This window comes from Delftia sp. PX-1, assembly GCF_055797465.1.
Genome location: NZ_CP184763.1, coordinates 6150435 through 6164627, shown reverse-complemented (window position 1 = coordinate 6164627; position 14193 = coordinate 6150435). Strand labels below are relative to the sequence as shown.

Below are 14193 nucleotides of genomic sequence, written 5' to 3'. Positions count from 1 at the left end.
TGGTTAGAACTCGTTCTGGATGGCCTTGTAGCCAAGTACCAGCTCGTTGTTGGTGCGCGCCACGTCTTCGGAGAACTCGCTGGCGGCGGCAGGCACTTGCGGCAGCAAGGGAAGATCAGTGTCCGGGCCAATGCGCTCGGTCGAGCGCACATAGAAGCCCGCAGGCAGATGCACACCATCGACCACGGCGTTGTAGCGAACCACGCAGCCGTCATCGACCTTGCAGTTGAACAGCACGCTGTTGAAGCCGATGAAGACGCCGTTGCCGATGGCGCAGGGGCCATGCACGATGGCGCGATGGGCAATGGAAGTGCGCTGCCCGATGCGCACGCTGGCACCGGACTTGGAATGGATCACCACGCCGTCCTGGATGTTGGAGTGGGCACCGATCACGATGGGGTCGATGTGCCCATCGGCATCCATCTCATCCGCACGGATGACCGCATAAGGGCCGATGAACACGTTTTCCTCGACGACCACGAGGCCGCACAGGATGGCGGTCGGATCGACGAAGGCGCTGGGATGAATCTGTGGCAGGTCGCCGCGTGGGTTCTTGCGGATCATGGTGGGTTGGGCTGTGATGTTGTTGGTTGGGCGGGTGGCACGGGGTCATGCCCGCCTGGGTGCAGCGGATGGCAGCGCAGCACGCGCCGCAGTGCCAGCCAACCTCCCTTGACGGCCCCATGCGTTTGCAAGGCTTCGACGGCGTACTGCGAGCAAGTGGGGTGGAACCGGCAGCGCGGGCCGAGCATCGGGCTGATGAACAACTGGTAGCCGCGTACCAGCAGCACCAGCATGCGGGCAGGCCAGCGCGTCATGCCAGTTCCTTTCCTTTGGGGCGAACCACCATGCCTTTAAGCGTGTCTTCCACGATGAAGCCGGCTGCCTCCAGTTCGCCCCGCAGCGCATCGGCGCGGGCAAATTCCCGGCGCTCCCGTGCTTGCTGGCGCTCGTCCAACAGTTCTCGGACACGGTGGGCATTGACCGTCCGCGCCCAGTCCGATGGCGCAAGCGCCTCCATTGCCATGCTCGGAGTCTGCTGCAACAAGCCGATCACACCGGCTGAAGCCAGCAGGCGCGACTTGGCCTGTGCCCGCGCCGTGTCCGTCGCCGCTTCGTCAAGCTTCGTGCGCAGCGCGTGCAGGCGGGTCAGTGCCCCAGGGACATTGAGGTCGTTGCGCAGTGCCTCCAGCACCTGTGCATCGGGGGTGGTGTCTGCCAACGCAGAAACGTGTTCGACTTTCGCCAGGCTGGCATAGAAGCGCGTCAGCGCCTGTCGCGCCGCCGCCAGGCGTTGGGCGCCCCAGTCCAGCGGCCGGCGGTAGTGGGTGGACAGCAGCGCCAGGCGGATGGCTTCGCCTGGCGCCTGTTGCAGCAAGTCTCGCACCAGCAGCACGTTGCCCAGCGACTTGGACATCTTTTGCCCTTCCACCGTGACGAAGCTGTTGTGTACCCAGGTGCGGCAGTAGAGCGCGCCGTGGGCGCAGGTGCCCTGGGCGACTTCGTTCTCGTGGTGCGGGAAGATCAGATCCTGCCCGCCGCCGTGGATGTCGATGGTGTGGCCCAGGTGTTGGCCGATCATGGCCGAGCATTCGATATGCCAGCCAGGGCGGCCCCGGCCCCAGGGGCTGTCCCAGCCGGGCTGCTCCGGCATCGAGGGCTTCCAGAGAACGAAGTCCATCGGATCGCGCTTGTAGGGCGCCACCTCCACGCGGGCGCCGGCCAGCATGTCCTCAGTGCGCCGCCCCGAGAGCTGCCCATAGGCCGGATACGACGGCACATGGAACAGCACATGCCCTTGTTCGGCGTAGGCGTGGCCCCGCGCCATCAGTTTCCGGATCAGGTCGATGATCGCGGGAATGTGCTCGGTGACGCGCGGCTCCAGGTCGGGTGTCAGCACCCCCAGCGCCCGCATATCCTCGTGGTAAGCGTCGATGTAGCGGCCGGTGATGGTGCCGATGGGCACCCCATCGGTGGCCGCCGCCGCGTTGATCTTGTCGTCCACGTCAGTGAAGTTGCGGGCATAGACCACCTCGCGGTAGTCCTGCCGGAGCAGCCGGGCCAGCACGTCGAACACCACGGCAGGCCGCGCGTTGCCGATGTGGGCGAAGTTGTAGACCGTGGGGCCGCACACGTACATCGTCACCCGGTCGGGCTGCCCGGTGTGCAAGGGTTCTTTCTTGCGCACGAGCGTGTTGTAAAGCTGGATGGGCGGGTTCATGCGGTCGGCTCTCCCGCTTGTGGCAGCGCCTGCCTCAGCGCCTCGAACGTGCGCTCAACCACCTCCCGGTCAACGTCCTGGGTGATGAAGACCAGGCGCGAGCGGCGGTCTTCGCTCGGCCAGGCGGGCAATGGCACGGGCGGATGGAAGATGTGCTGCACGCCATGCACGACGATCGGCTGCGCGCTGCCCTCCACGTTGAGGATGCCTTTCACGCGAAGGATGTTGCTGCCCACGAAGGCCATGAGCAGTTCGAGCCAGTTGGTCAGTACCTCGTCGGGTATCGGGTCATCGACGTGGAAGCAGAACGCGCGGATGTGGTCATCGTGGCGGTTCACGTCGTGATGGTCGTGCGACTCGTGCGCGTGACCGTCATCGTGCTCATGATGGCCGTGCGACTCGTGCGCGGTGTGGTCGTGGCTCTGATGTTCGTGCTTGTGGTGATCGTGTGCGTGTTCATGCGCCGGCGCATAGGCTTCCTCTCGCAGCCAGCGCACCACGTCGGGGGTCTTGCCGTCCGCAGAGAACAGTCCGAGATTCAGCACCTTCTGCGGTGCGATTTCGCCGCCCCGTACCTCCCAGCGCGGGGCGGCCGGGTTGATTCTGTCGAGCCGGCGCAGCAGCGCTTGGCGCTGCTCGTCCGAGACCAGATCGACCTTGGTCAGTAGCAGCGCGTCGGCCACGGCCGCCTGCTTGACGGCTTCCGGGTGCTGGTCGAGGGTGTGCATGCCTGTGGCCATGTCCACGGTCGTGACGATGCCATCGAGCCGGTACTTCGGCGCGATCTGCGGATGGGTCATCAGCGTGTGGATGATCGGTGACGGATCGGCCAGGCCGGTGGTCTCGATCAGCACGCGGCGAAACTGCCGCTGGCCGTTACGCGAGAAGCGCCAGGTGATGTCGCGCAGGGTTTTGACCAGATCGCCGCGGATGGAGCAGCACAGGCAACCGCTGCTCATTTCCATCACCAGGTTTTCGGTGCTGTGGGCGACCAGCAGGTGGTCAAGCGCCATTTCGCCGAACTCGTTGATGATGACCAGTGCATCGGCCAGCTCAGGTTGGCGCACCAGGTGGTTGAGCACGGTGGTCTTGCCGCTGCCAAGGAACCCCGTCAGCAGAGTGACGGGGATCAGGCTGGGTCCGGATTCGGTGGTCATCCGCGAACTCCTTCAGGCATCGGAGCCGCCCAGGCCACTGCATCGTGCGGGTGCAGGCTCTCCAGGTGTCGGACATGGACGCGGGGATTGGCGTGGCAGCTCAATGCAGCCTCGATACGCCGTGCCGCGTCTTCGACGAACATCAGGTTCTGGCCGTTGAGTGCCGCGAACGCCTGCTCGTCGGCTCGCTTGACCGCCGTTTGAACGGGCGTACCCACGGCCTGCTCGATGCGGTCGATTAGTGCCAGCAGACCGAGTGTGTCGCCGTCGCCATTCACATCTACAGCGACTTCGGCCTCGCTGCGTTGACTGTGGGGAGTGGCCAGCGTGGCATGCTGATGCAGCCAGGCCGCCACGTCGGCCTTCTCCACTTTGGGCTGCCGGCCGAAGGCTTTCAGAAAGCTCTGTTCGATGATCTGCCGCGACAACGCCGCCGAGCAGGGGCAGGTCGATGAATAGCCCGCCGTGACCTGCACGCGGCACTTGAACGTGCCATGGATGAGCGACGCATCCATACAAACGGGATAGGACTTCCATCCAGACAGCCCCCGCGTGACCAGAGCCGGACGCCGAACCAGCAGCGCGAACTTCAGGCGCAGCCGCGCACTGCGGGTCTCGCAGTCCTGATGGCTGTCGATCATGGCCAGCAGCAGATGTCGCAGGCCTGCAGGCGACAGCGTCTCTCCCTGCCCCAAGGCGTCGAGCAACCGGTACAGGCGGGACATGTGGATGCCCTTGACATGTGGGGCCGGCAAATCGACCTGCACATCGGCGCGCGCATGCAGTTCGCGCCGGCAGTGCGGCTCTGCCACCGTGATGGGAAGATCGATGCCCTGCATGCCGACCCATGCCAGCGGACTGAGGCTGGGGGCAATGTCGGTCAGTGAAACGTCGGGAAGCGCTGCATTCATGCTCAAAATCCAGTGGGGGTGCGCCCCCACCCGGTTCAGAGCATGGGGAGCACGGTCAAGTCAGTGCCAGTCGGGGAACGGGTTGTGCCAAGTCGTCCACGCCTTCGGGCCTTGGGCCATTTCTTCGTCGGTCAGCAGACAGGCATCGAAGCGTGCGCGCAACGCCGCTTCGTCCATGTCCATGCCGATCAGCACCAGCTCCTGTCGGGCATCGCCCACACGCTCGTCCCACTTGGTGCGGATCAGAGTGACGGATTCGGGGTCTTGCGGCCAGCGTTCCTGCGGCACCGCAGCCCACCAGTAGCCAGCAGGGCCGTGCCGGGCCACCGCACCCGCCTGCGACCAGTTGCCCGCCAGCGTCGGATCGCTGGCCAACCAGAAGAAGCCCTTGGAGCGCACCACGCCGGGCCATTCGCTTTCCACCCAATCGAAGAAGCGCTGCGGATGAAATGGCCTGCGTGCCCGATAGACGAAATTGCGGATGCCGTATTCCTCGGTCTCCGGCGTGTGCGTGCCGCGCAGTTCTTGCAGCCAGCCGGGCGCCTTGGAAGCTTCGTCAAAGTCGAACAGGCCGGTATCCAGCACGCGCTCAAGCCGCACTTGGCCGAACGCCGCAATCTCGATTCGTGCGCGTGGATTGAGGCTGCGCAGGATCGCCATCAGCCGCTCGCGCTCTTCGTCCGTGATGAGGTCGGTCTTGTTGAGCACGATCACGTCACAGAACTCGATCTGGTCGATCAGCAAATCCACCACCGTGCGCTGGTCTTCCTCGCCCAGCGACTCGCCGCGTGAGCGAATGCTGTCGCGCGAGCTGTAGTCGCGCAGGAAGTTGAAAGCGTCGACCACCGTCACCATCGTGTCGAGCCGAGCCACGTCGCCCAGGCTGCGGCCATCCTCGCCCGCAAAGGTGAAGGTCTCGGCCACGGGCAGCGGCTCCGAGATGCCGGTGGATTCGATCACGAGTTGGTCGAAGCGGCCTTCCTTGGCAAGCCGATCCACCTCCACCAGCAAATCTTCACGCAAGGTGCAGCAGATGCAGCCGTTGCTCATCTCCACCAGCTTTTCGTCTGTGCGCGAGAGTTCGGCACCGCCGTCGCGCACCAGTGTGGCATCAATGTTGACCTCGCTCATGTCGTTGACGATGACCGCGACTCGCCGACCCTCACGGTTGTTCAGGATGTGGTTGAGCAACGTGGTCTTGCCCGCACCGAGGAAGCCGGAGAGGACGGTGACGGGGAGCTTGTTGGATGCGGAAGGAGCTAAGGATTTCATCGTGTTTATGTCTTTCAATACGAGGTTCAGGACGCACTCAACGTTGCGCGGCGCATTTGCCGCACAGGCCGCGCAGTTCGATGGTGGATTCGCGCAGCGAGAACGCACTCTCCTTGACCCACGCTCCCAAGCTGCGCCCGAGTGAGCGGTCAACGAATTCATCGACATGACCACATTTGTCGCAAATGGCAAAAGCCGTCGGGCCGTGTTGGCAGCCTGAAGCACGGGTGCAACTGACATAGGCATTGAGACTTTCCAGTCGATGCACCAGCCCGTCCTGAATCAAACGCTCCAGCGCCCTGTACACCTGGGTAGGCGCGCTGAAACCCTGCCCGCGCAGTTGGTCGAGCAGGTTGTAGGCACTGAGAGGGGCTTGAGCCTGTTTCAGCGTCGAAAGGACACGTTGCTGGTTGGCGGTCAATTCCACAGTGACTCCTGAAAGTTTCAAGTAATGTTATAACATAACATTCGTTTTCCGTGAATACGCTAGGCAACGTATTCAGCACTGATGCGTGTTTTGCAAAACTCGGCTCCACGACTTTGGCCCTGTCGTCAAAGGGTCCATTTGCAGAAAGTGAGATACAGCCATGGCAAGCACAGGAAGCGTCAGCGCATGGGATGAAGCATTGCTCGTCGCAATGATTCAATACCCTGTTCCCGTCATCAAAGGCCCTGAGGACATTCAGGTGCAGGTTGACCAGATCTGCCGCACGGTGGCCAGCACGAAGGCTGGCTATCCGGACCTTGACCTGATCGTGTTCCCCGAATACTCGACGCAAGGGCTCAACACTGCAATCTGGACCTACGATGAGATGCTGTTGTCCGTCGACAGCCCCGAAGTCGGGCGCTTCAAACAAGCCTGCAAGCAAGCGAACGTATGGGGCGTGTTCTCGGTGATGGAGCCCAACGAAGATCCCAGCAACCCCCCCTACAACACCGCGATCATCATCAATGCGGACGGTGAGCTGGCACTGCACTATCGCAAGCTGCAGCCGTGGGTTCCCATTGAACCCTGGTCGCCAGGCAACTTCGGCATGCCGGTGTGTGATGGTCCCAAGGGAGCAAAGCTGGCCGTGTGCATTTGCCACGACGGAATGTTCCCCGAGCTGGCACGCGAGGCGGCCTACAAGGGTGCCAATGTCTACATTCGCATCTCGGGCTACTCGACCCAAGTCAACGACCAGTGGATCTGGACCAACCGCACCAATGCCTGGCAGAACCTGATGTACACCCTGGCGGTGAACCTCGCGGGCTACGACGGGGTCTTCTACTACTTCGGCGAAGGTACGGTCTGCAACTACGATGGCAACGTGGTTCAGCAAGGCCATCGCAACCCGTGGGAGATCGTCACAGCCGAGCTATTCCCGCGCCTCGTGGACAAGGCCCGTGAGCACTGGGCCTTGGAGAACAACATCTTCAACCTGGGTTGCCGCGCCTATGTCGGCAAGCCAGGCGGCGAGAGGGCCAACTACCTGACATGGGTGGAAGACCTGGCTAACGGCCAGTACAAGCTGCCCTGGGATGACAAGGTGAAGATCCGGGATGGTTGGAAGTACTACCCGGATGGCGTCAAGCTGGGGCCCATGCCGAAGTAGCCCGGAGATTTCGGAGCGGCTTGCCAACTCTACTTCTTCCGGTGGGGGCTCGTGGATGTTCCGCGGGGCTGCGAGCGAGGATCTCGGAGTCAAGGAGATGAGTGAGCCCTCCAATCGGCGTCAGCCTACAGACGCCGCAGAGTGCTGCACAGCTGCTTGCACATTAAGCGGTGGACTATCAACATTGCCGTGACGCTGATCCCGCACATGCTGGGGGCGTCTATCGCTGACGACCGGGATTCAGGAAGGGGGGCGCGGGCAGGGCCGAGCTTCCAAAGCCAAGCTGACGATGCGGGTTTTCGCCGGCGGTCATCCCTCGAACGCGCAGCCCCAAGCTGCGCGTTCTTTGTTCTGGATAGGGGGCGGTGGAATGGACTTTGACGATGAAACAAGTCCGTTATTCTTCGGCAGTCTTCACCGCCACAGCGCGATCCGGCTTGCTTTCTCCAAGCTCTTATGTGGCTCCTAGCCCACAACGCCGTATCACAGCAGGCGGCACGAAACAGGGCTAACCTATTGCCTCGTATAAGGTTTCAAGCCCTACGTGAATTGCGCGAAAGGCTTGACGCCTGCCCTTTTTTGTTGGGTGAGCATTTCGTGTGGTTCGAGCAGGCGTACATGCAGCAATGACCGGTTGAATTCACAGGGGGAAGCAAAATTTCACCAATGGCTGCTTTCGGCACCTAGCTTGGCCGTATTTGCGCACCTCACCGCTCATCACTCTGGCTGCGTGGCCTCACCAACCAGGCGTAGAAGCCACTTATATCCAGGTCGCGCGCCGCTTGCGCCACTGCAACCCCTCACTCGGTCACCAGCTTGACCGCTTCGCCCTTGAATTCCCGGCTGAACTGCCGTTTTGTTCCTATAAACCACCTCCGGTTTCATCTTCCACCTTACAAGGTGTCTTTGAAACCGGCAGCAGCCCAGTGGTGGCATCCCCACCCTAGCGCAGGCACCCATGCTGGTGCAAAAGGTGCCCTGCTACCCCCTCTGACGCAGCCAATGCCCTCGCATCGGGGCTACGCGCCGGTATCATTGCCGCCCATGCGTTGCGCCTGGATTCACCGTTTCATAGGGCTGCTGTGGCTGGCCCTGTGCAGCACAGCGGTGCTTCCGTGGGCGCACCAGCTGGCCCACCTTGCAGAACCCGGCCTCGAGTCGGTACCCGTGCGCTATGCCGGTTACAACGATGCTGATGCAGCGGCTGCAATCACACTGGCTGCCACGGGTGATCACGATGACGCCCACAGGGCAGACGCCTGTGTGGTGTGCCAGCATCTTTTCGGTCACCAGCACGCAGCAACCGCCGCCACGTTCGGCGTTGTACTGGCGGCAGCCCGCCAGCTTGGACCGCCCGGCGCGGCCACGCGCTCTGACCACGCATCGCCCGGCTGGCTCACGCCCGCACCCCGCGCTCCGCCCCCCCACTTGAACGTCTGACCCTGACTGCGCCCGCTGCGTACCACGCAGCAGCGGCGCCTTGGCCCGTGCCAGCACCGCTCCAAAGCGGCGCAGCCTGCGGGTGTATCCGGTTTTTTGATTCATTGCATGGGGCCTGTGGTCTCAGGAGTTTTTCTGTGTCGCTTCCTTCCAAAATGCTGCCTGTCGCGCTGGCGGCCACCCTTGCCTGTCTGCACGCCACTGCCCACGCCGCAGGCGATTCCGTCATTGTTCTGGGCGAAGTGCCCGTGTACTCGGGCACCGGCGGTGCCCTGCCACCCACCAGCCTGCTCACCTCAGTCGACATCCTGGGAGCCGACAAGATCGAGGACAAAAACGTGATGCAAAGCTGGGAGCTGCTGGGCCAGCTGCCCGGCATCCAGCTCACCGAAACCCGCATGGGGGCAGAGTCTGGTAAGGCCACGTTCCGCGCCTTCAACGGCGAGGGCTATATAAACGGCATCAAGGTTCTGATCGACGGCATCCCCAGCAACGTCAACAGCGGCAACCAGCGCTTCATCGACATGATTTTCCCGCTGGAACTGGACTTTATCGAAGTGGTGCGCGGCACCAACGACCCGCGCTACGGCCTGCACAACATTGGCGGCAGCATCAACTTTGGCACGCGTCAGGGCGGCAACTACAGCGATGGCCGCGTGACCGTGGGCAGCCACGCCACTCGCGAAGTGCAAGTCGCCCTGGGGCGGGAGTCTGACGGCTTTGCGCAAAACTACTTCATTGCCCACCAGGGCTCAGACGGGCACCGCGCGCATTCCGACTCTGAAAAGTACGCGCTGGGCGGTAAATGGTTCCTGACCTCTGCAGACAGGACGCTGAAAGTCGGTGCCGTGGCCCGGCTGTACTCGCACAAAGCCGAAGAGCCCGGCTTCATGACCGCCACCGAGATGGCCCAGAACCGCAAGCAAACCGGCGCCCACAACGCCAACGACGGCGACGACCGCCAGATGCAGCACCTTAGCCTGCACCTGGACTGGCAGGCCACCCCCGCGCTGTTCATGAGCAACAAGCTCTACTTCAACCACTACGACGATGACCGCCGCGTCACCTTCACCAACAGCGCTGCTGCCAGCCTGAACAACCTGCCACGCCAGCGCCGCGTGTGGGACGAAGACCAGACTGGCCTGATGAGCACCGTCACCTGGCGCGCCAGCGATACGCTCACGGTGGACGGCGGCCTCCAGATAGAACGCCAGAAGAACCTGTACCAGCGCTACCGCTACGCCTATGCGGTGCCTACGCAGTTCAGCAACCCCACGCACACCTCCAACGACGACCGCTACACGCTGAACAACGTGGGCGCGTATGTGCAGGCCATCTTCAATGCAACCGACCAGCTCAAGATCATTCCGGGCCTGCGCCTGGACAAGTTCTCTGGCCGTACCGCCCTGAGCCCCAGCGGCACCACCGGCCCGCTGCAGGACTACGGCTGGATAAAGCAGCCTAAGCTCAGCATGGTGTACAGCGTGAACGACGCGACCAGCGTCTATGCCAACTGGGGTCGCACCTTCCAGATCCTGACCGGATCACGCGCACCAGCCTACATCACCTCCGCCACGCAGGCCAAGTTCGCCCCGTCCATCAACACCGGTACCGAGCTGGGCGTAAAGTTCAAGCCCAGCCCTCGGACCGACCTGCGCGTGGCCGTGTGGCAGCAGGACGCCACCGACGAAGTGGCCAACATGCCCAGCACCGGCACCAACGTGAGCCTGGGCGAAACCCGGCGCAAGGGCATCGACTTTCAGGCATCCACCCGCATCGGCAGTGCAGTCACGCTGTGGGCCTCGCACTCGCTACAGGAAGCCAAGGTGCGCCGTGCGTTCACCGCATCTGGCACCTCGCTGGCGGGCAAGGAGGTGTTCGCCACCCCGCGCCACATCACCAACGCCGGGGTGGATTACCAGGCGAACGAGGCGCTGCGCCTGGGCCTACAGGCGCGCGCACAAGGCAGCTACTTCATAGACGACCTCAACGCCCAGGGCAAGTTCGGCAGCTTTGTGCTGCTGGACTTCAATGCACGTTATGCCCTCTCCAAAACCGTGAGCGTGGACCTGCAGGTGAAGAACCTCGCCAACCGCAAGTTCGCCTACGTGTGGTGGGACAATTTCTTCTGGCCCGCTGACAGCGCCCAGCCCATGTACTCGCCTGGCGCGGGCCGCTCGGCCTTTGTGTCGCTCAACGTGAAGTGGTGATGGCGTAGTCTGCGTGCGACTTTCCCAGGCTGTCTGCTCAGGCGTTGCGCGCACTCAGCAGACTGGCAACCAAGTCACGCACGGTGCGTGACTTGGGCAGTCCCGGCCAATAAATCAGCAAGGTCGGAAAGTAGACCGTGGCCGAGAACGGGCGGAACGCCTCGCCCGGCAGCAACTGGCGAGCGCATGAATCCAAGCGTTGTGCAGGAGGTGGTGAGTCGGCCTGGACGAGGCGCTGGGGCTTCAGCCAGCCCGAGCCCGTTACGCCGACGCGTACCGACCTGTCGCCCGAGCCGGCAGCGATTCAGCCGGCGACTCCGGTCGCCGCGGCGCCCATAATTTTCTGCACCAGCGGATGATGCTGGCCGCGCCGAGAGCGAATGGCGTGGATCTCTTCCTTCACGCTATCGGCGCTTCCCAACAGTCTCAGGCCCCGCATCACACCGATGCCGCCGGCGCCCAGGCGGCTAACCGGGAACACGCCCAGCCCTCGCGCAGCGAAGACAGCGAGCAGTGCGCTGTCCTCGAACTCTCCAACGATGCGCGGTCGCAGGCCCTGGGTCATGAACCAGTGCTCCAGCGTCGTGCGCAAGGCCGAGTGACCGGTCGGAAGCAGCACGGGTAGGTCATTCAGGCTGTACGGAAACCCATCGCGCTCGGTTTTGCCCACAATGCTCGCGGGACCATACCATTCGACCGGCGCATCTACCAGCCGTTCGCTAGACAAGCGCAAATTGGGGTTACGTGGTGCGGCCTGCCCGGCAAGCACCAAGTCCAGGTGGTGCAACGCGAGCTCACCCAGCAGTTGTTCGAATTCGCCTTCGTGACAGACGAGGCGAAGGTTGGTGGTTGTCAGCACCGGCTCCAGCAGCGCGTGGGCGGCGAGCTTGGAGATGCCGTCGGAGAATCCCACCGCGAGACGCGCCACCTTGCCGTTAGCCGCTTCACGCACCTCGTCAGGAATGACCTGGCCAAGCTGGAAGATCTCCTCGGCGCGTGCGAAGGCGGCCTGGCCCGCTTCAGTGAGCGCCACGCCACGGCCCGAGGGTTTGAGCAGCTCTTGACCCAATGCCTTCTCCAACTCGCGTACCTGAGCGCTGATGGTCTGCACTGCCATGTCGAGCCGCTCGGCTGCCCTGGCGAAGCCACCTGCTTTGGCCACAACCCAGAAGTAATGCAGATGGCGGTAGTTCAGCATGCGCGCTCCAGTGCGGAAAAACCGAATCTTAGGTGCGAATAACTCTGGTTTGTTCAAACGAAGACCATCCCTAAACTCCAGACATTCCATTACACCTTCACCAATGCATCAGACCGTCGTTCACTGAAAGAGCAAAATGGAACTTATCACTCCCTTCCTCACGTCCTACTTCATGGGCAAGCCGGTATGGGTCTGGCTGACCTTCGTCGGTATCGTCGTAGCGCTGCTGGCATTCGACCTAGGTGTGCTGCACAAGGACGATCAGGAGATCGGCGTGCGCGAGAGCCTGCTGCTGTCGGCCGGCTACATCAGCGTAGCGCTGGTCTTCGGTGCCTGGGTGTGGTGGTACCTGGGAGCTCAGAGCGGCATGGACTACTACACCGGCTTCATGATCGAGAAGTCGCTGTCGATGGACAACGTGTTTGTGATTGCGCTGATCTTCAGCTTCTTCGCGATCCCGCGGCAGTACCAGCACCGTGTGCTGTTTTGGGGCATCTTGGGCGTGATCGTGCTGCGCGCCATCATGATCGCTCTGGGCGCAACGCTGGTCAGTCAGTTCAGCTGGGTTCTGTACTTGTTCGGTGCATTCCTGATCTTCACGGGCATCAAGATGTGGATCATTGCCGACCACATGCCCGACATCGCGAACAACCCGCTGCTGAAGTTCCTGAAGCGGCATATACGCGTTACCGACGGCCTGCGCGGCAACGCCTTCTGGGTACGTATAAAGGATCCCGAAACTGGCCGGCTTGAGCGCTTCGCGACCCCACTGTTTCTCGCCCTGGTGCTGGTAGAGTTTGTCGATCTGATCTTTGCGGTCGACTCGGTGCCGGCGATTTTCGCGATCACGACTGACCCGTTCATCGTCTACACCAGCAACATCTTTGCCATCCTAGGCCTGCGCGCGCTGTACTTTGCGCTGGCGGCGATGATCCATCGCTTCAAGTACCTGAAGTACGCGCTGGCTCTGGTGCTTGTGTTTATTGGCAGCAAGATTTTCCTTGTGGGCATCATTGGAAAGATCCCGGCAATGATCTCGTTAAGCGTGACCTTCGGGCTAATCGCAGGTGGCGTTCTCGTCTCGCTGTGGAAGACGCGCGGCGAGCAGGCCGCGGCGGAGGTCCGGTGACGATTCCGATCTGGCAGCGGCTGCGCGATGCAGCCGCTGTCCTCAGCGACGAAAGGATATCGATGCATACGCTGGCGAAAGCCTACGGACCCGAAGCGCACGGTAGCGAGCAACACAAGTCACCGTGGCCTCCATCATGAGCCGCAGATGAAATAGACCCCTGATTCCCCGGCCCCGTCCTATCGCTTATCTTTGAAGATAGGAACAGGACTGTGCATATGACTAGGCATACGGAGTCAATAGAGGTAGTCGTGAAGGACCAGCGCCGCAGGCGCTGGTATCTCGCAGAGAAGGCGGCGCTGGTGCGCCGAATCTACGAACCAGGCATTAGCGTGTCATTGGTCGCTCGGCAGGAAGGCGTTTCGGCTGGACTGCTGTTCCAGTGGCGCAAGCTCGAACGCCAGGGGGCTTTGACCGCCGTCTCCGCTGGCGAGGCAGTCGTGCCCGCATCCGAACTGGCGGCTGCCCGCGCGGAAATCGCCAAGCTGCAGCGCGTGCTCGGCAAGAAAACCTTGGAGAACGAAATCCTCAAGGAAGCCGTGGAGTACGCCGCAGAAAAAAAGTGGATTGCGCGCTCGCCCTTGTTGCCCGGGGACGACCAGTGAAGACGGTTTGCCGGACGATGGGGCTGGCGCGCTCGCATGTGCGCGACCTGCTTGGGCGCGGTGAAGACTGGGCCGATGGCCGCAGCCATCGCACACCCAGCGACGATGCCGGGCTGCTCGCCGAACTGCGCCAGCAAATTGCCGACTTGCCCAGCTATGGCTACCGACGGGCCTGTGCCTTGGTGAACCGCCAGCGTGCGGCACGGGGCGCCCCGAGGGTCAATGCCAAACGCGTCTATCGCGCCATGGCACAAGCCGCTCTGCTGCTGCCCAAGGCGCCTCGCCGGCGCCAGTCCGCACGCACGCATGAGGGCCGGGTTGCGGTCTCGCGCAGCGACCTTCGATGGTGCTCCGATGGTCTGGAAATCAAGTGCGATTTAGGTCAGACCGTGACGGCCACCTTCACCAAGGATTGCTGCGACCGTGAGGTGATGGCTTGGCGTGCATGGGAGGGC

General features: G+C 62.6%; 11 protein-coding genes and 1 pseudogene. 4 read left to right on the top strand and 8 right to left on the bottom strand.

The annotated features are described in order from the left end of the window. Positions 1–3: 3 nt before the first annotated feature. From ACN20X_RS28185 to ACN20X_RS28155, 7 genes are read right to left on the bottom strand one after another with little or no spacing between them, the layout of a single operon-like run. Positions 4–564 carry a gamma carbonic anhydrase family protein gene (locus ACN20X_RS28185; protein WP_016452741.1) on the bottom strand — a complete coding sequence of 187 codons (561 nt, stop codon included), beginning with the start codon at positions 562–564 and terminating at the stop codon, positions 4–6. Continuing rightward, entirely contained in the window at positions 561–818 is a 258-nt protein-coding gene (gene yidD, locus ACN20X_RS28180) for a membrane protein insertion efficiency factor YidD (protein WP_016452740.1), read from the bottom strand. Before yidD ends, ACN20X_RS28185 begins: the two co-directional genes overlap by 4 nt. Next, on the bottom strand, positions 815–2221 hold the full coding sequence (gene cysS / locus ACN20X_RS28175; protein WP_016452739.1) for a cysteine--tRNA ligase: 1407 nt from the start codon (positions 2219–2221) through the stop codon (positions 815–817). The genes yidD and cysS overlap by 4 nt, the downstream gene beginning before the upstream one ends. Then, positions 2218–3378, bottom strand: a complete 1161-nt coding sequence (locus ACN20X_RS28170; RefSeq protein WP_016452738.1) for a CobW family GTP-binding protein — start codon at positions 3376–3378, stop codon at positions 2218–2220. The genes cysS and ACN20X_RS28170 overlap by 4 nt, the downstream gene beginning before the upstream one ends. Next, positions 3375–4289 carry a GTP cyclohydrolase FolE2 gene (gene folE2 / locus ACN20X_RS28165; protein ID WP_016452737.1) on the bottom strand — a complete coding sequence of 305 codons (915 nt, stop codon included), beginning with the start codon at positions 4287–4289 and terminating at the stop codon, positions 3375–3377. Before folE2 ends, ACN20X_RS28170 begins: the two co-directional genes overlap by 4 nt. Before the next feature lie 60 nt (positions 4290–4349). After that, positions 4350–5561, bottom strand: a complete 1212-nt coding sequence (gene zigA / locus ACN20X_RS28160) for a zinc metallochaperone GTPase ZigA (RefSeq protein WP_016452736.1) — start codon at positions 5559–5561, stop codon at positions 4350–4352. A gap of 37 nt (positions 5562–5598) precedes the next feature. Beyond that, entirely contained in the window at positions 5599–5988 is a 390-nt protein-coding gene (locus ACN20X_RS28155) for a Fur family transcriptional regulator (protein ID WP_016452735.1), read from the bottom strand. Between the two features lie 160 nt (positions 5989–6148). Here ACN20X_RS28155 and ACN20X_RS28150 point away from each other — a divergent pair, with 160 nt between their 5' ends. Both ACN20X_RS28150 and ACN20X_RS28145 read left to right on the top strand, forming a co-directional pair. Continuing rightward, entirely contained in the window at positions 6149–7156 is a 1008-nt protein-coding gene (locus ACN20X_RS28150; protein ID WP_016452734.1) for a formamidase, read from the top strand. 1577 nt (positions 7157–8733) lie between these two features. After that, a complete protein-coding gene (locus ACN20X_RS28145; RefSeq protein WP_016448443.1) occupies positions 8734–10806 on the top strand; it encodes a TonB-dependent receptor in 2073 nt (690 codons plus the stop codon). 304 nt (positions 10807–11110) lie between these two features. Here ACN20X_RS28145 and ACN20X_RS28140 read toward each other — a convergent pair whose 3' ends face one another. Further along, positions 11111–12004 (bottom strand): LysR family transcriptional regulator, encoded by an 894-nt coding sequence (locus tag ACN20X_RS28140; RefSeq protein ID WP_016448442.1) that lies wholly within the window; start codon positions 12002–12004, stop codon positions 11111–11113. Between the two features lie 136 nt (positions 12005–12140). Here ACN20X_RS28140 and ACN20X_RS28135 point away from each other — a divergent pair, with 136 nt between their 5' ends. Further along, positions 12141–13133, top strand: a complete 993-nt coding sequence (locus ACN20X_RS28135) for a TerC family protein (protein ID WP_016452733.1) — start codon at positions 12141–12143, stop codon at positions 13131–13133. A 218-nt stretch (positions 13134–13351) separates the two neighbouring features. Then, a pseudogene (locus tag ACN20X_RS28130) lies at positions 13352–14193 on the top strand (transposase); the annotation flags it as partial.